Origin of the sequence: Microbispora sp. NPDC046933 (assembly GCF_040644635.1) — a bacterium.
Lineage (GTDB): Bacteria > Actinomycetota > Actinomycetes > Streptosporangiales > Streptosporangiaceae > Microbispora.
The window spans coordinates 133,811-149,990 of sequence record NZ_JBEYWW010000016.1 but is presented as its reverse complement, the minus strand read 5'-3'; the positions used below and the strand labels follow the sequence as shown (position 1 = coordinate 149,990).

Genomic DNA, 16,180 nt, shown 5'->3' with positions numbered 1-16,180 from the left:
GGTCTTTGTCGTTCTCGCCTCTGGGACCAGGCACGGCCGTACTCCTACGGTTGGTGACCGCACCGACGACAAGGAGAGATGCCGATGCTGGCCCAGTTCGTGCTGTTCGACGGGTTCGATCCCCTGGACGTCCTCGCGCCGTACGAGGTCCTGACGGCGGCCGCGATGTTCACGCGGACCCCGCTCACAGCCATGTTCGTCACGGCCGAGGGACCCCGGGCGGTGGCAGGCGGCGTTCCGGGTGCGTCGCTGCGGGCCACGGGGCTGCTGGACCCGGACCGCGCGGACCTGGTCGTCCTTCCCGGAGCCGCGGGGGACGTGCGCGAGGAGGAGGGTCTCACCGAGCGGGAGCGTCAGGAGACGGTCACCGCGCGACTCGGCCGCGCTCTCGCGACCGGCCTGCCCCGGCTCATGGGCGAGGCGCTCGGCCGGGAGGGCGTCACCGTCGCCACCGTCTGCGGAGGCTCGCTGATCCTCGCGATGGCGGGGCTGATCTCCGGTCGTCACGTGACCGGTCACCATATGGGGCTGGACGCGCTGAACGCCTTCGGAGCGATCGCGGTCGACGCGCGGGTCGTCGACGACGGCGACCTGGTGACCGGCGCCGGGGTCACCTCCGGCCTCGACCTCGGCCTCTACCTGGTGGAGCGCGAGTTCGGACCGCACGTCGCACGCGACGTGGAACGGCTCTTCGCCCATGAGCGGCGCGGTGTCGTCTGGCGCGAGCGCCGTCCGTCCGTGCCCGCCACCCGCTGATCGGGACCACGCACGATGACCAAGTTCCTCCTGGCCGTTCACGTCCTCGCCGCGATCCTCGCGGTCGGCCCGGTCGCCGTGGCGGCGAGCATGTTCCCCGCCGCCGCACGGCGCGCGTCGAACCCGGACGCACCGCATCCGAGCGCATCGAATCCGAGCGCATCGAATCCGAGCGCATCGAATCCGAGCGCATCGAATCCGAGCGCATCGAATCCGGGCGCTTGGGAGCGGGGCACCCAGACCGGCGGCGTGGCAGCGCTCCGCGTCCTGCACCGCGTCTGCCGTGTCTACGCCGTCGCGGGCCTGGCCGTCCCGGTTTTCGGGTTCGCCACGGCGAGCAGCCTCGGCGTGCTGCGCGACGCGTGGGTGATCGCGTCCATCCTGCTCACCGCCGCGGCGGCCGCGATCCTGGCCCTGGCGGTCCTGCCGCGCCAGGACGCCGTCCTCGCCCGGCTCACCGCCGGGGATTCCACGCCCGACGACGCCGGCGGCGGGGTGGCGCGGCTGGCCATGCTCACCGGCGTCTTCAACCTGCTGTGGGCGGCCGTCACGGTGCTGATGATCGTCCGTCCCGGCTCGACCACGGGAGTCTGACCATGTCGCGCCCTCGTTCCGCCCTGCGCGTCGCCGCCGCCGTCGAGCTGGGGTCCCTGGCCGTCCTCCTGGCCAATCTGGCCACCGTGCACCTGCCGCCCGTCTCCTCACTCGTCGGCCCCCTGCACGGCTGCGCGTACCTGTTCGTCGTCGTGGCCGCCGCCCGCGACGCCGGGTGCGACCCGACCGGCAAGGCGCTGGCCTGGCTGCCGGGAATCGGCGGCCTTCTCGTCCTGCGGCGCCTCACGCGTACGCCGCGGGAGAAGTCCGCCGCCGACTCCCTGGGCTAAGGGGTCAGCTCGACCCGCCGACCAGGCAGAACGGGTGCCCGGCCGGGTCGAGGAAGACGGTCCAGCCCTGTCCCTCGCCGGGCTGGCGCTCATGCCTGACGGCCCCCAGGGCGAGCACCTGTTTCTCCGCCTCGGCCATGTCGTCCACGGCCAGATCGAGGTGGAACTGCTGCGGGTGCTCGGCGGACGGCCAGGCCGGGGGCACATACTCGGGGACCCGCTGGAAGGCGAGGCGGGCGTGGTCGTCGCCGGCGAGCGTGACCCAGTCCTCCTCCTCGTCGGCGACCTTCCAGCCGAGCAGCCCGGCGTAGAAGGACGCCAGGGCCTTCGGCTCCGGGCAGTCGAGCACGACCGAGTGCATGCGCGCGACACCGCTCATGGTGACCTCTCTCCCATGACGACAACACCAGCGAAAACCTTATACCGGTGTCACAATGGACGGCTACCCACCAGGTGTGCCGGAAAGCCCGCCCCCCGCGGTGACCGGCTGGAGGGCATCGGGCAACATCTGTGACATGACCGGTGCATTCGACGATCTGCTTGACGCGAACGAGAAGTACGCGAGCACGTTCACCCACTCCGGCCTGAGCGGCCGCGCGGCGCGTGGGCTCGCGGTGGTGACGTGCATGGACTCCCGCATCGACCCGCTGGGGCTGCTCGGCCTGACTGCGGGCGACGCGAAGATCATGCGCAACGCGGGCGCGCGGGTGACCGACGACGTCCTGCGGACCCTCGTCCTCGCCGTCTACCTGCTCGGAGTCGACCGCGTGCTGGTGATGCCGCACACCGACTGCCGGATGTCCAAGTCGACCGACGAGGACGTGCACAACCTCATCGCCGGCGAGTACGGCGTCGACACCCGCAGCCTGGAGTTCCACACCGTCCCCGACCAGCGGGCCGCGCTGCGGCACGACATCACCCGCATCAAGTCCAGCCCCTACCTGCCCAAGGACCTCGTCGTGGGCGGCGCGCTGTACGACGTGCACACGGGACGACTCCAGCCTGTCGAACTCTGATCCCACCCCCGTACGGCGGGCCGCCCTGGCCTGCCGTACGGGGCCGGACGGGGCGCCTTTGATCTCATCGACCGCCCGGACTGTCAGGCACGGCCTGGGACGCCGTCAGCGCGTCGGGCTCGGAGTCCGGGAGCGCGGCGTGCGCGGCCTCCCCCAGCAGCGCAAGATAGACCTGCCTGGCCCACATGCTGTCGGCGTCGGGGCCCGGCAGCTTCTCGAAGACCGCCTCGCACACCTTCACCACCTCGGCCCGCACGGTCTGGGCCTCTCGGCTGAGCGGCAGCTCACGGGCCGGCGCGGATCCGGTGGTGCTGCACGAGTGGCGCCCGAGGTCAGGCTCCACCTCGGTGGAGATTTGCGCGTTGCTACCGGAGCCCCGGGCATCCGGGCCTTCCCGGAACCGGGACAATCAACTGTTAGGTTGTCCTGCCGACTACACGTGAGCTTTCCCCCGGTACCGCAACCGGTCCCGAGGCGCCCCCCAAGGAGCCCGTATGCCCAGCCGCACTTCCTCCGCCTCCTCCGGCGGCACGTCGCGCCGGTCCTACCGCGGCATCGCCATCCTGGTGATCCTCGCGCTCATCGTCGCCGGGGCGCCGACCCTGATCGGCGCGTTCAGCGGGTTCGAGCGCACCAGCGGCGGCGAGGTAGCGGTCGTCCGCGACGGCGGCCCGCTGGACGACAACAAGGTCCGCCAGGTCATCGACCCGGGCTCCGGGGTCACCTGGATCGGCTGGTGGTCCCAGATGCACCGCTACCCCGCCCAGCAGCGGTTCTACACGATCACCTCCGACTCGGGACACGGCGAGAGGTCCGGCGTCGACGTCGTCAACGTGCCGAGCGGCGACGGCGTCAACATGGGCATCGAGGGCACGCTCTATTTCGGCCTCAACCTCGACCACCAGACGCTGAAGTCGTTCGACGACAAGTTCGGCACGCGCAAGTTCCGCAGCACCAACGGCGGGACCTTCTACCCCTGGGAGGGCGACGACGGCTGGTCGGCGTTCCTCGACCAGATCATCCGGCCGGTGATCGACAACGACCTGCGCACCCAGATCAACAACTTCCGCTGCGCGGAACTGGTCTCCTCCTGCGCGCTCGTGCAGAACAACAGCGGCGGCCAGACCGGGGGCGTGCCGCAGCAGGGCAACAACGCGAACATCGCCAAGATCCAGAACGCGGTGAACACGAGCCTGGCCGAGGACCTCAAGTCGACCCTCGGCGCGGACTATCTCACCGGCATCCACTTCAACCTCTCCCGGGTGACCCTGCCCACCGAGGTCCAGGAGGCGGTCAACCAGGCGCAGGCCGCGTTCGCGAAGGTCACCGAGGCGCAGGCGAAGGTCGCCCAGGCGCGCGCCGAGGCGGAGGCCAACAAGGCCCGGCAGGACGGCTACAACAAGTGCCCCACGTGCGCGGAGATCGAGAAGCTGAAGGCCCTGCCCCAGGGCATCACGGTGTACGCGCCGGGCAATACTGGAGGCGTCGCTCTGCCCACCAAGTAGGGAGCCGGGAACCCCGATGCGCCTGCTCGCCCTTCCGGTGACGCTCATCGTCATCGCCGTGCTCGTGTATCTGCTCGTGACGCTCGTACGCGGCGGGAAGCCGGCGTCCCGGCGGGAGACGGCCGGCGCACCCCGCTGGGAGGCCGACACGGTCATGGAGAACGGATGGACCCTGATCGTCGTGCGCAAGGTCGCTCACGGCCCCAACGGGCCGGTGGAGCTGGCCAGGCAGACGGTCAGGACCATCCGCGACGACGACCCGGACTGGGACGAGCGCTACCGGGAGGGCATGCTGGAGGCCCGCAACCGGGTCAGCACGCTGGAGATCGAGTCCGGCTGAGCCGATGACCGTCGGACACCATCTTCTCACACGCGGTCACGAAACCTATTGACCCGGTTCATCCCGCACAAGGACTCGGTGCGGGATTCGTCTACGAGGTCGAGACCGGGCGCCTGCGCGAGGTCAAGCCCTGAGGCCGGAGTGACCCGTCAGGCGTCGATGTGGTCGCGGTCCACCTCGGCGGCGCTGCCGATGATGAACTCGCGGCGCGGGCCGACGTCGCTGCCCATGAGGAGGTTGAAGATGTTCTCGGCCTCCTCCACGTCCTCGATCCGCACGCGGCGCAGGACGCGGTGGCGGGGGTCCATGGTCGTCTCGGCGAGCTGGTCGGCGTCCATCTCGCCGAGGCCCTTGTAACGCTGTACGGGGTCCTTCCAGCGCTTGCCGCGCCGCTCCAGGTCGCGCAGGACCTTGTGCAGCTCCGCGTCGCTGTAGGTGTAGATGTACTTGTCCTGGCCGCGCCCGGGGTTGGTGACCTCGATACGGTGCAGCGGTGGCACCGCGGCGAACACCCGCCCGGCCTCGACCATCGGCTTCATGTAGCGATGGAAGAGCGTGAGCAGCAGGCAGCGGATGTGCGCGCCGTCCACGTCCGCGTCGGCCATTAAGATGATCTTGCCGTAGCGGGCCGACTCGATGTCGAACGAGCGGCCGGACCCGGCGCCGACCACCTGGATGATCGCGGCGCACTCGGCGTTCTTGAGCATGTCGGAGACCGACGCCTTCTGCACGTTCAGGATCTTGCCCCGGATCGGCAGCAGCGCCTGGAACTCCGAGTCGCGGGCGAGCTTGGCTGTGCCCAGCGCGGAGTCGCCCTCGACGATGAACAGCTCGCTGCGGTCGATGTCGTCGCTGCGGCAGTCGACCAGCTTGGCGGGCAGCGCGGAGTTCTCCAGGGCGGACTTGCGCCGCTGGTTGTCGCGGTGCTCGCGGGCGGCGATGCGGGCCTTGGCCGCGGCGACGACCTTCTCGAGCACCGCGCGCAGCTGCTGCTTCTGCCCCCGCTTGGGGTTGGCGAACTGCGCCTTGAGCTCCCGCGTGACCACGTGGGCGACGATGCGGCTGGCCGCGGAGGTGCCGAGCACCTCCTTGGTCTGGCCCTCGAACTGCGGCTCGGGCACCCGCACGGTGACCACCGCGGTCAGCCCTTCGAGGATGTCCTCCTTGGTCACCGGCTCGTCGCCGTTCTTCAGCAGCCGGGTCTCCCTGAGCTGCTCGTTGATCGTGCGGACCAGCGCCCGCTCGAACCCCGCGACGTGGGTGCCGCCCTTCGGCGTGGCGATCACGTTCACGAACGAGCGTACGGTCGTCTCGTAGCCCTTCCCCCAGCGGACCGCGACGTCGACGGTGAGCTCACGCTCGATCTCCGTCGGCGTCATGTGGCCCTGCTCGTCGAGCACGGGGACCGTCTCGTGGAAGTGGCCCTCGCCCTGCAGCCGCAGCACGTCGCACACGGCCTCGTCACGGGACAGGAACTCGGTGAACTCGCTGATGCCGCCGTCGAAGCGGAACGTCTCCTCGACCGGCTCCTCGCCGCGGGCGTCGCGCACCACGAGCGTGAGCCCCGGCACCAGGAAGGCCGTCTGGCGCAGCCGCACGTGGATCTCGTCGAGCGAGACCTCCGCCTCGGGCAGGAAGATCTGCCGGTCGGCCCAGAAGCGCACGCGGGTGCCGGTGGCGTTGCGCGGGGCCGCGCCGCCGTCGCGCAGGCCCGACTTCTTGCGGAACTTGGCGGTCGGGCCGTCGCCGTCGAACACGCCGGGCACTCCCCGGCGGAAGCTGATCTGGTGGACCTTGCCGTCGCGGTCGACCTCCACGTCGACGCGGGAGGACAGCGCGTTGACCACCGAGGCGCCGACACCGTGCAGACCGCCGGAAGCGCCGTAGGAGCCGCCGCCGAACTTGCCGCCCGCGTGGAGCTTCGTGTAGACGAGCTCGACGCCGGCCAGGCCGCTCTTGGGCTCGATGTCGACGGGAATGCCGCGCCCGTTGTCACGCACCTCGATCGAGCCGTCCGCGTGCAGCTCGACCTCGATCCGCGTGCAGTGGCCTCCGAGCGCCTCGTCGACCGAGTTGTCCACGATCTCCCACAGGCAGTGCATGAGGCCGCGCGTGTCCGTGGAGCCGATGTACATCCCCGGGCGCTTGCGGACGGCCTCCAGGCCTTCCAGCACAGAGAGATGACGGGCGGTGTACCCCGTCTCCGCGCGAACCGCAGTCACACCCAACTCCCACTTATCAATCGAACACGCGTACGCAGCTTAACGCCACTCATGTTTGTACGCGTACAAGCTTGCCAGGCGCAGCACGATGACCGGCACTTTCGCTGTGATCCCGGTCACTTTCCGGATCATTCTGCTGTGGGCGTAGTCGGAGCATGATTGGGAAGGCCCGCATCCGGTTAGATGTTGTCCCAAGTGACTGACGCCAACGTCCCCACGTCGTGGGGCGACCCGAAAGGCGATACGTGACTGGAGCTCTCGCCCCCATCAAGCCGCTGACGGCCCTGGACCGGTGCGACCGGTGCGGTGCTCAGGCCTACATCCGCGCGACCCTGCCCGTGGGTGGGGAGTTGCTGTTCTGCGCCCACCACGGGCGTCAGCACGTGGCTGTGCTGCGCGACAAAGGTGCTGAGATCCAGGACGAGTCGGCCCGACTCAGTGAATCCCCCGCGACCGCCCCTGACGGCGAGCGCTGACCTATAGACGGCGTGCCGGAGCGTTACGACAGAGCGTGACAGCGACGTCTGCTCCGCACGCCGTCGCCATATAAGCCATCAACCCCTGGCGACCCGCCCGGCGCGACCGCCGCTCCCCGCTTCCCCCGGGGCCCGCGGCGGATGAAGCCGGTGGGATGCCGGGGCCACAGGCCCCCGGGCGGCGATCCTCTTGAGGTCTCGCCGTGGCCGGAGGCCGCCGTACGGGTGCCGTGACCGGCCGATCCGGCGCGCGGCTCCCAAACGGTGCCGCCCGTCAGGGCCGCACCCGGTAGTGATAACGACCGGCGACGGTGAAGCCCTCCCGCTCGTAGAGCGCGCGGGCACCTGCGTTGGCCTCTGTCACCACCAGGTACGCGCTGCCGGCGCCGTGTCCCCGCCCCCAGGCGAGCAGGGTGCGCAGCACGGCCGCACCCAGCCCGCGCCGTCTGGCGTGCGGCTCGACCGCCATGCAGTAGACCCCGAGCCATCGCCCCTGCGGCACACCCCTTCCCACCGCGCCCTCGTCGAGGAAGACGTACCCGGCGGGCACCCCGCCGAGGATCCGCTCGCCCCAGGTCCGCGCCGGAACCTCCCCTGTGTCGCGGTGCCGCCCGCCGTCCACGCTCCACCAGGTGCGCAGCCACCGTTCGGACGGCGTGTCCTCCACCGCCGCATCGGCGACAGGCTCATCGCCGGTGAGCGGCCTGGTCATCACCAGGGTGGGATCCACCAGCCGGTAGCCCCGGCGGCCGAGCTCGTCGTCGAGCCCGGGCGACGCGCCCGTGCCGACCGAGAACACGCAGGGCTGCCCGATGCCCGCGTAGAACCGCTCGGCCCGTTCGACGGCCTCCGGCAGGTCCGCGCGCTCCCCCAGCGCCAGCACCGAGTTGGCCCGTTTGGTCACGCCGCCCGCGTGCCGGTAGACCCAGCCGTCGTCCTCGGCCCGCCCCGGCGCCGGCCATGCCGCATCGACCAGCAGGTCGAACTGTGAAATTTCCTGATTCACCCGCCGCAGCCTAGTTGACCTGCACTGCTCGGGTTTAGATCTTGCCTCCGGGGCAGTGGGAGGGCTTTCGATCCCTCGGACCCCCTCGAAGGAGCGGCGGTGTCCCCTTCGCGCAGGAACCGTACCGGCATGGTCGCGCTCGCGGGAGCCCTGGCAGCGGTGTTGCCACTGTCGGCGTGCGGCGGCGTGGGAGCCGCGGACGGCGCGTCGCCGGGCGGCGGTTCCGCCCTGACCACCATGGGCTTCGGCTTCCCCGACGAGATCGCCACGACCCGGGTGGACGCCTTCACGAAGGCCCATCCCGAGGTGAAGCTCACCGTCAACCAGGGCCAGTTCGACGAGCAGGCGTTCCTGTCGGCCGTGGCGAGCGGCAATCCGCCGGACGTCGTCTACCTCGGCCGTGAACTGATCGGCACGTACGCCGCCAGGGGCGCGATCCGGCCGCTGGACGACTGCGTGGCCAAGGAGGGTATCCCGATGTCCGACTTCTATCCCGCCGCCCAGCAGCAGGTGAAGCTGAACGGCACGTGGTACGGCGTGCCCGAGTTCTACACCTCGATCGTCCTGCTGGTGAACGACAAGGCCGCGAAGGACGCCGGGGTGGACCCGGCGAGCATCGACACCTCCGACTGGGACGCCCTGGCCGCCCTGGCCAGGAAGATGAACAAGGTCTCCGGCGGCAGAATCGAGCGTTTCGGCTTCTACCCCAAGCTGCCGGAGTTCCTCCCCCTGTGGGCCAAGGCCAACGGCGCCGACCTGCTGTCGGCGGACGGGAAGACCTCCCACCTGGACGACCCGAAGGTCGCGGAGGCGCTCGACTACGCCAACGGGCTGCTCGACGACCAGGGCGGCCAAGGCCGACCAGGTGATCTTCTCCCAGATCGTCAAGCCGAGCGGGCACAAGCCGTACGACGACGCGACCGCGACGATCCTGAGCGTGCAGGACAAGGGCTTCGTCGTCCCGCAGTCGGCCGCCGCGGCGGAGTTCCGCACCGCCTGGATCGACGCGGCGACCCGGGTGACGCAGGGACGCCAGGACGCGAAGGCCGCGCTCTCCCAGGCCCAGCAGGAGGCCGCCAAGGCCCTCCAGGCCGCGGCGGGCTGACGTGGCTCGCCCGCTTTCCGGACTGGCCCGCCACGAGGCCCGCTGGGCCTACGTGTTCCTGCTGCCGTGGCTGATCGGCCTGGTGGTCTTCCAGGCCGGGCCCATGGTCGCGAGCCTCGTGCTCTCGCTGACGGACTACGACCTGATCTCCAGCCCGAAGTTCGCCGGCCTCGGCAACTACGCCGCGATGCTGGAGGACCCGAAGGTCGCCAGGGCGATCGGCAACACGGCCTTCTACACGGTCCTGCACGTGCCGCTGGCGCTGGTGATCTCACTGCTGCTCGCGCTCATGCTCAACCGCGTCACCGGCCGGGCCGCCGGCTTCTTCCGCACGGCGTTCTACCTGCCGTCCATGACGCCGTACGTCGCGGTGGGCGTGCTGTTCCTGTTCCTGCTGAACGGCCAGGCGGGGCTGGTCAACCAGTTCCTCGGGCTGTTCGGCGTGGACGGGCCGCAGTGGACGACCGACCCGGCGTGGGTCAAGCCCGGCATCGTGCTCATGTCGCTGTGGAACCTGGGCTCGACGACGATCATCCTGTTCGCCGCCCTGCGCAACGTGCCGCGCGACCTGTACGAGGCCGCGGTGATCGACGGCGCGGGCCCCTGGCAGCGGTTCCGCTCGGTCACACTGCCGATGATCAGCTCCGCGCTGTTCTTCGTGCTGATCGTCAACACGATCGCGGCACTGCAGATGTTCGACCAGGTCTACACGATGTTCTTCGGCAACCAGACGGCCCAGCACTCCTACGGCGACTCGGCCCTGTTCTACGTCGTCTATCTGTTCCAGCAGGGCTTCCAGTTCCTGCACATGGGCTACGCGTCGGCGCTCGCCTGGCTGCTGTTCGCGATCATAGCGATCATCACGATCGTGCAGGTCAAGGTCGGCAACCGGTTCGTCTACTACGAGGCCGAGCCTCCGGGAGGAGCGCGATGACCACGACGGCGGGCCGTACGCCGCCGGGGGCCGCCGGCGTGGCGGAGCGGGTGCGGGCGGCGGCGCGCGACGACCGCCCGGGCACGGCGGGCACCCGCAGGGCGTTCTTCCTCGTCATGCTCTCGGCCGCCGCGGTGGTGTTCCTCTACCCGTTCGTGTGGCTGGTCGTGGCCTCGCTGAAGCCGCGCGACCGGACGTTCGCCGACCCGTTCCTCCCCTGGCCGCACCCGTTCGCCCCGGAGAACTACGCGAACGTGTGGGACGCCGCGCCGATGCTGGCCTGGCTGTTCAACACGGTCGTCGTGGGGGTCACGGCGGCCCTCACCGTGACCGTGTCGAGCGCGTTCGTCGCCTTCGGGTTCGCCTACTTCCGCTTCCCGGGGCGCGGCCTGCTGTTCGGCAGCGTGCTCGCCACGATGATGCTCCCGGCTGCCGTCACGCTCGTGCCGACGTACCTGATCTGGAACTCGGCCGGCCTGACCGGCACGCAGGTGCCGCTGTGGGCGGGCAACCTGTTCGGGTCGGCGTTCTACATCTTCCTGCTGCGCCAGTTCTTCCTCGGCATCCCGCGCTACGTCTTCGAGGCGGCCAGGGTGGACGGCGCGTCCTACCTCGACCTGTTCTGGCGGATCGCGCTGCCCCTCGGCCGCCCGGCTCTGATCATCGCGTTCGTCTTCGAGCTCAAGGCGAGCTGGTTCGACCTGATGAAGCCGCTGATCTACCTGCAGGACCCCGCGCTGTTCACGCTGCCGCGCGGGCTCAAGGCCGTGGTCGACCAGTTCTACCAGGGCGGCGACCCCAAGTGGGAGATCGTCCTGGCCGCGAGCGTGATCACCACGCTGCCGCTGGTCGTCGTCTTCTTCGCCGGTCAGCGCTACTTCGTGCAGGGCATCGCCACGACCGGGCAGAAGGGCTAAATCGCATCCCCGGGCTCGGGCGGGGCGTAGCCGAGCACGTGCTCGCGGAGCAGGACGCCCACCTCGGGGTCGTTGCGCTCGAACGCCTCCACGAGAGGTTCGTGGTCGGCGGCGTTCTCGTGCGGGCGCATCCGGAACAGGCGGATCGACAGGTGGGTCCACACCTCGATGCCGAGCGACTCCCACACCGACAGCAGCACCTCGTTGCCCGAGGCCTTCACGATCTCCCGGTGAAACGCGACGCCGTGCCGCACCTGGTCGTGCAGCGAACCGGCGGCCGCCGCATCGTGCAGGCGGCCGAGGTGCGCACGCAGCGCCTCCACGCGGGGCGTGCCCAGCCGGACGGCCGTCTCCTCCAGGCCCGCCCGCACCTCGTACACCTCCCGGAGATCCTCCCGGGTGAGCCTGCGGACCCGCGCGCCCTTGTTGGGCGCGGACTCGATGAGCCTGAGCGCCTCCAGCTCGCGCAGCGCCTCACGCACCGGGGCCTGGCTGACGCTCAGCTCGGCCGCCATGCGCCGCTCGACCAGGCGGTCGCCGGGCTTCCATCGGCCGTTGATCAGGCCGTCGAGCACGGCTTGCCGGATCTGGTCGCGAAGCGGCGACCGCACGACGGGTTCCACGACACCGATGATAGGGCCGCAGGACAGACATCCGATGATCGATCATAGGGTGTTTAATGAACCTATGGACGAAGACCTGGATCCGCAGGAGACCGCCGAATGGCTCGAATCCCTTGAGGCGGTCCGCCGTGCGGCCGGCCCCGAACGGGCCGACTACCTGCTGAGGCGGCTGGCCACGACCACCCGCTACCTCAACACCGTCCCGACCTCCGAGGAGCCCGGCTACCCGGGCGACCTGGAGCTGGAGGAACGCATCGCCGCGTACGACCGGTGGAACGCCGCGGCGATGATCACCAGGGGAAGCCGGTTGGGACTCGGCGGCCACCTGGCGACCTACGCCTCGGCCGCCTGGCTGTACGAGGTGGGCTTCAACCACTTCTTCCACGCCGGCCGCGACCAGGTCTACTTCCAGGGCCACGCCTCCCCCGGCATCTACGCCCGGGCCTTCCTGGAAGGCAGGCTGAGCGAAGCCCGGCTCGACCTGTTCAGGCGCGAGCCCGAGGGCGGGCTGCCGTCGTACCCGCATCCGCGGTCCATGCCGGACTTCTGGCAGTTCCCCACCGTCTCCATGGGCCTCGGCCCGCTCAACGCGATCTACCAGGCCAGGTTCAACCGCTATCTGCATAATCGCGGCATCAAGGACACCTCGCGCAGCCATGTATGGGCCTTCCTCGGCGACGGCGAGATGGACGAGCCGGAGTCCACGGCCGCCCTCACCCTGGCCGCCCGCGAAGGGCTCGACAACCTCACGTTCGTGGTCAACTGCAACCTGCAGCGGCTCGACGGGCCGGTGCGGGGCAACACCCGCATCGTGCAGGAGCTCGAGAGCGTCTTCAGGGGCGCGGGCTGGCACGTCGTCAAGGCGCTGTGGGGCCGGGAGTGGGACGGGCTGCTCCAATCGGACGATCTGGTGGCCCGGCTGGGCGAGATCCCGGACGGGCAGTTCCAGACGTTCGCCGCCTCGACGGGGGCCTATATCAGGGAGCGGCTGTTCCAGGGACTGGACGTGCCGTACTCGGACGAGGACCTGCGGCGCATCGTCGGCGGGTCGCGGGCGGGCCACGAGCCGCGGAAGGTGTACGCGGCCTACCGCAGGGCCCTGGACAACCGGGGCGCGCCGACGGTGGTCCTCGTGCAGACGGTGAAGGGCTGGACCCTCGGTGCGGGGATCGAGGCGCGCAACGCCAACCACCAGATGAAGAAGCTCACCCAGGACGAGTTCCGCGCGCTGCGCGACCGGCTCGGCCTGCCGGTGCCGGACGAGGCGCTCCACGGCGACCTGCCGCCCTACCTGCATCCCGGGCCGGACTCGCCGGAGGCGCGGTACGCCGCGGAGCGGCGCCGCGACCTGGGCGGGCCCGTCCCGCGACGCACGGTCTCCCACCGCCCGCTGCCGGCCCCGGGCGAGGCGCCGTTCCGGGCCCTGGAGAAGGGCTCGAAGCAGCCCGTGGCCACGACGATGGCCTTCGTCCGCCTCGTCAAGGACCTGATGAAAGAGCCGGAGACCGGGCGCCGCTGGGTGCCGATCGTGCCCGACGAGGCCAGGACGTTCGGCATGGAGTCGCTGTTCCCCACCGCCAAGATCTACTCGCCGCTGGGCCAGCGCTACGAGTCGGTCGACCGGGACCTGCTGTTGGCGTACAAGGAGGCGGCCGACGGGCAGATCCTGCTGGAAGGCATAACCGAGGCCGGGTCGATGGCGTCGTTCACGGCCGCGGCCTCCAGTTACGCCACCCACGGCGAAGTCATGATCCCCTTCTACATCTTCTACTCGATGTTCGGCTGGCAGCGCACCGGCGACCAGATGTGGGCGCTGGCCGACCAACTCGGCCGCGGGTTCCTCATTGGCGCCACCGCCGGCCGGACCACGATGACCGGGGAGGGTCTGCAGCACGCGGACGGCCACTCACAGCTCCTCGCCTCCGCCAACCCGGCGTGCCTGGCCTACGATCCCGCCTTCGCGTACGAGGTGGGGACGATCGTGCGTGAAGGGCTCCGGCGCATGTACGGCCCCGACGGCGAGGACGTGTTCTACTACCTGACCGTCTACAACGAGCCGCTGCCCCAGCCCCCGATGCCCGAGGGAGTCGAGGAGGGCATCCTCCGGGGGATCTACCGGTACGCCGCCGGCGGCGGCCAGGCTCACCTGCTGGCCAGCGGCACCGCGATCCACTGGGCGCTGGACGCGCAGCGGCTGCTCCGGGAGGAGTACGGCCTGGGCGTGGACGTGTGGTCGGTCACCTCCTGGAGCGAGCTGCGCCGCGACGCCATGACCGCGACGGGCGTGCCGTACATCCGGCAGGCCCTGGCGGGGACCGCGGGGCCGGTGATCGCGGTCAGCGACTGGATGCGCGCGGTGCCGGACCAGATCAGCCCGTGGATCGACCGGCCGTGGACCTCGCTCGGCACCGACGGGTTCGGGCTGTCGGGCACCCGCGAGGCGGTCCGCAGGCACTTCGGCGTGGATCCGCGCTCGATCGCGGAGGCCGTGCTCAAGGCGGTGGAGACCGGCAGGGAGTGAGCGACACATCGTTTCGGGGCGGCGCCCCGATCGGGGGAAACTCTCCGGTCGGGGCCTCTCCGGTGGGGGCCTCTCCGGTGGGGGCCTCTCCGGTGGAGGGGCACAGTAGGCTGCGGAACCGTGCTCATCCTGCTTCCGCCGTCGGAGGGGAAGGCCGACCGGGGGACCTCCACCGTCCGCAGGCTCGGCTTCCCCGAACTCGCCTCCCCGCGCGAGAAGGTCCTCGACGCCCTCGTCGCGCTCTGCCACACGCCCGAGGCGCGCGACGTGCTCGGCCTGTCGGACGGGCAGGCCGGCGAGATCGAGCGCAACCTGGCCCTCCCCACGGCGCGCACGCTGCCCGTCGCCGCCCTCTACACGGGTGTGCTGTACGACAACCTGGGCCTGGCCACCCTCTCCCCCGAGGCCCGGCGGCGGGCCGAGCGGAGGATCGTCGTGTTCTCGGCGCTGTGGGGCCTGCTGCGGCCGTCCGACCGCGTGCCGCCCTACCGGTTGTCCATGGGCGTACGGCTGCCGCCGATGGGCGGCCTGGCCGCGTTCTGGCGGCCGTCGATCAGCGCGGTGCTCGACGCGACGAAGGGGCTCGTGGTGGACATGCGGTCCGCGACGTACGCCGCCGCCTGGCAGCCCGGCGAACGCGGCGTGGCCGTACGGGTGCTGAGGGAGGCGGCCGGAAAGCGGACCGTCGTCAGCCACATGGCGAAGGCCACCCGGGGCGTGGTGGCCCGCTCGCTCGTCGAGACCCCCGACCGGCCCCGCACGGCCGGGGATCTGGCCGACCTGCTGATCGGCCTGGGGCATCGGGTGGAACTGCCGGCGCCCGCCGGGCGGGGAAGACCGCGGACCCTCGATGTGATCGTGAGCGAGTGAGTCAGAGGTTGAGCCGGGCGCAGGCCCTGCGGTACTGCTGCGCCGGATCGCCGAGGTGCGACCAGGGCAGCCGGCTGAAACGGCCGCCCGTCCTGGCGAGGTGCCCGCGCGCCGGACGCCGGAGGTCGGACAGGTAGAAGGCGGCGCCGAAGACGTTGTGGCCCTCGACCGAGCGCGGATGCGCCCCGCCGAGGCGCCGCTCCGCCCAGTGGCCGGCGGCCGAGACGATCTCGCGCTGCGCCTCGAACGGGAACCAGCCGCCCCGGGACATCGGGGTGCGCCCGGCGGCGACGATCTCGAAGTGGGCCAGCGGCACGAGTGCCGGGAGCGGGCTGCCCTCCGGGGCGTGCGCCGCGGCAGAGCGGGCGAAGCCGAGCATCTCCTGGGCGGTGCCGCCCCAGCCGGGCGACAGGGTGATCAGGCGGGCCAGCGCCCCCGAATACAGGGTCGGCCACCGGCGGGAGCATTCGTACCAGACCGCGTCCTTGTCGGCGCGCGGCCGGTCCAGCCCGATGGCCAGCCACATCAGGCATTCCCACGGCACCGGGTCGCCCGGCGCGAGCGCCGCCGCCGTCAGCAGCGGCTGCCTGGCCTGTTCCATCGCCGTTTGGTAGGCGTGCAACCGGTCCGCCTGCACCGCCCTGGCCCGTACGTCGGGCCGTAGTTCCCAGGCCTCCTCCACGCGGGCCCGGCCGAGCCACAGCCACAGGTCGGGATTGCCCTGGTCGTAGGCGAGCAGCGTCTCGATCGACCGGCTCGCCCCGACGACGGCCCGCGACAGTGCCTCCACCCGCAGTGACCGCGTCTCCGGATCGCCCCGGCTGTCCGCGAGGACGGCCGCCGCCGGTCTGAGGTCGCCCCTGGAGACGGCCTCGACCGCCTCGTCGAGCATGGTGTCCGCCCACGGGCGGTCCGGGATCACTCGTGGCCCCCGAGCACGCGCCCGATCCACTTCGATCACTCCCATGAGGCGCGAGCCTAGGAGCGTCGACGTGCCCATGGCGC

At 70.9% G+C, this 16,180-nt stretch carries 18 protein-coding genes; 12 read left to right on the top strand and 6 right to left on the bottom strand.

The window, feature by feature from the left end:
* Nucleotides 1-84: 84 nt before the first annotated feature.
* The 3 genes from ABZ857_RS22365 to ABZ857_RS22355 all read left to right on the top strand — a co-directional run bounded on the left by ABZ857_RS22365 (nucleotide 85) and on the right by ABZ857_RS22355 (nucleotide 1,640).
* On the top strand, nucleotides 85-756 hold the full coding sequence (locus tag ABZ857_RS22365) for a DJ-1/PfpI family protein (RefSeq protein WP_357045790.1): 672 nt from the start codon (nucleotides 85-87) through the stop codon (nucleotides 754-756).
* Between the two features lie 249 nt (nucleotides 757-1,005).
* A complete protein-coding gene (locus ABZ857_RS22360) occupies nucleotides 1,006-1,350 on the top strand; it encodes a hypothetical protein (protein ID WP_357045788.1) in 345 nt (114 codons plus the stop codon).
* A 2-nt stretch (nucleotides 1,351-1,352) separates the two neighbouring features.
* A complete protein-coding gene (locus ABZ857_RS22355; protein ID WP_357045786.1) occupies nucleotides 1,353-1,640 on the top strand; it encodes a hypothetical protein in 288 nt (95 codons plus the stop codon).
* Nucleotides 1,641-1,644: 4 nt separating this feature from the next.
* On the opposite strand, the gene ABZ857_RS22350 is transcribed toward ABZ857_RS22355, so the two are convergent.
* The gene (locus tag ABZ857_RS22350; protein WP_357045784.1) at nucleotides 1,645-2,019 is read right to left on the bottom strand and encodes a VOC family protein; all 375 of its coding nucleotides are present in this window, start codon (nucleotides 2,017-2,019) and stop codon (nucleotides 1,645-1,647) included.
* Nucleotides 2,020-2,155: 136 nt separating this feature from the next.
* On the opposite strand from ABZ857_RS22350, the gene ABZ857_RS22345 reads away from it, so the two are divergent.
* On the top strand, nucleotides 2,156-2,656 hold the full coding sequence (locus ABZ857_RS22345) for a carbonic anhydrase (protein ID WP_357045782.1): 501 nt from the start codon (nucleotides 2,156-2,158) through the stop codon (nucleotides 2,654-2,656).
* A gap of 64 nt (nucleotides 2,657-2,720) precedes the next feature.
* On the opposite strand, the gene ABZ857_RS22340 is transcribed toward ABZ857_RS22345, so the two are convergent.
* Nucleotides 2,721-2,999, bottom strand: a complete 279-nt coding sequence (locus tag ABZ857_RS22340; protein WP_357045780.1) for a hypothetical protein — start codon at nucleotides 2,997-2,999, stop codon at nucleotides 2,721-2,723.
* Between the two features lie 151 nt (nucleotides 3,000-3,150).
* On the opposite strand from ABZ857_RS22340, the gene ABZ857_RS22335 reads away from it, so the two are divergent.
* Nucleotides 3,151-4,161, top strand: a complete 1,011-nt coding sequence (locus ABZ857_RS22335) for an SPFH domain-containing protein (protein ID WP_357045778.1) — start codon at nucleotides 3,151-3,153, stop codon at nucleotides 4,159-4,161.
* A gap of 16 nt (nucleotides 4,162-4,177) precedes the next feature.
* Nucleotides 4,178-4,501, top strand: coding sequence for a hypothetical protein (locus ABZ857_RS22330; protein WP_357045776.1), 324 nt, complete (start codon nucleotides 4,178-4,180; stop codon nucleotides 4,499-4,501).
* Nucleotides 4,502-4,650: 149 nt separating this feature from the next.
* On the opposite strand, the gene ABZ857_RS22325 is transcribed toward ABZ857_RS22330, so the two are convergent.
* Nucleotides 4,651-6,723, bottom strand: coding sequence for a DNA topoisomerase IV subunit B (locus ABZ857_RS22325; RefSeq protein ID WP_357045774.1), 2,073 nt, complete (start codon nucleotides 6,721-6,723; stop codon nucleotides 4,651-4,653).
* Nucleotides 6,724-6,968: 245 nt separating this feature from the next.
* On the opposite strand from ABZ857_RS22325, the gene ABZ857_RS22320 reads away from it, so the two are divergent.
* Nucleotides 6,969-7,199: a hypothetical protein gene (locus ABZ857_RS22320; protein ID WP_079312375.1), complete on the top strand. Its 231-nt coding sequence runs from the start codon at nucleotides 6,969-6,971 to the stop codon at nucleotides 7,197-7,199.
* Nucleotides 7,200-7,473: 274 nt separating this feature from the next.
* Here ABZ857_RS22320 and ABZ857_RS22315 read toward each other — a convergent pair whose 3' ends face one another.
* Nucleotides 7,474-8,205, bottom strand: a complete 732-nt coding sequence (locus tag ABZ857_RS22315) for a GNAT family N-acetyltransferase (protein ID WP_357045772.1) — start codon at nucleotides 8,203-8,205, stop codon at nucleotides 7,474-7,476.
* Nucleotides 8,206-8,304: 99 nt separating this feature from the next.
* On the opposite strand from ABZ857_RS22315, the gene ABZ857_RS22310 reads away from it, so the two are divergent.
* From ABZ857_RS22310 to ABZ857_RS22300, 3 genes are read left to right on the top strand one after another with little or no spacing between them, the layout of a single operon-like run.
* A complete protein-coding gene (locus ABZ857_RS22310; RefSeq protein ID WP_357045771.1) occupies nucleotides 8,305-9,384 on the top strand; it encodes an extracellular solute-binding protein in 1,080 nt (359 codons plus the stop codon).
* Nucleotides 9,312-10,244 (top strand): sugar ABC transporter permease, encoded by a 933-nt coding sequence (locus ABZ857_RS22305; protein ID WP_357045769.1) that lies wholly within the window; start codon nucleotides 9,312-9,314, stop codon nucleotides 10,242-10,244. The genes ABZ857_RS22310 and ABZ857_RS22305 overlap by 73 nt, the downstream gene beginning before the upstream one ends.
* Nucleotides 10,241-11,161, top strand: a complete 921-nt coding sequence (locus tag ABZ857_RS22300; RefSeq protein WP_357045767.1) for a carbohydrate ABC transporter permease — start codon at nucleotides 10,241-10,243, stop codon at nucleotides 11,159-11,161. The genes ABZ857_RS22305 and ABZ857_RS22300 overlap by 4 nt, the downstream gene beginning before the upstream one ends.
* On the opposite strand, the gene ABZ857_RS22295 is transcribed toward ABZ857_RS22300, so the two are convergent.
* A complete protein-coding gene (locus ABZ857_RS22295) occupies nucleotides 11,158-11,784 on the bottom strand; it encodes a GntR family transcriptional regulator (RefSeq protein WP_357045765.1) in 627 nt (208 codons plus the stop codon). The genes ABZ857_RS22300 and ABZ857_RS22295 overlap by 4 nt on opposite strands.
* Nucleotides 11,785-11,848: 64 nt before the next feature.
* Between ABZ857_RS22295 and aceE the strand changes: the two genes are divergently transcribed.
* The gene (gene aceE, locus ABZ857_RS22290; protein WP_357045763.1) at nucleotides 11,849-14,305 is read left to right on the top strand and encodes a pyruvate dehydrogenase (acetyl-transferring), homodimeric type; all 2,457 of its coding nucleotides are present in this window, start codon (nucleotides 11,849-11,851) and stop codon (nucleotides 14,303-14,305) included.
* 120 nt (nucleotides 14,306-14,425) lie between these two features.
* On the top strand, nucleotides 14,426-15,175 hold the full coding sequence (locus ABZ857_RS22285; protein ID WP_357045761.1) for a peroxide stress protein YaaA: 750 nt from the start codon (nucleotides 14,426-14,428) through the stop codon (nucleotides 15,173-15,175).
* 1 nt (nucleotide 15,176) lies between these two features.
* On the opposite strand, the gene ABZ857_RS22280 is transcribed toward ABZ857_RS22285, so the two are convergent.
* Nucleotides 15,177-16,142 carry a hypothetical protein gene (locus tag ABZ857_RS22280; protein WP_357045759.1) on the bottom strand — a complete coding sequence of 322 codons (966 nt, stop codon included), beginning with the start codon at nucleotides 16,140-16,142 and terminating at the stop codon, nucleotides 15,177-15,179.
* Nucleotides 16,143-16,180 lie beyond the last annotated feature (38 nt).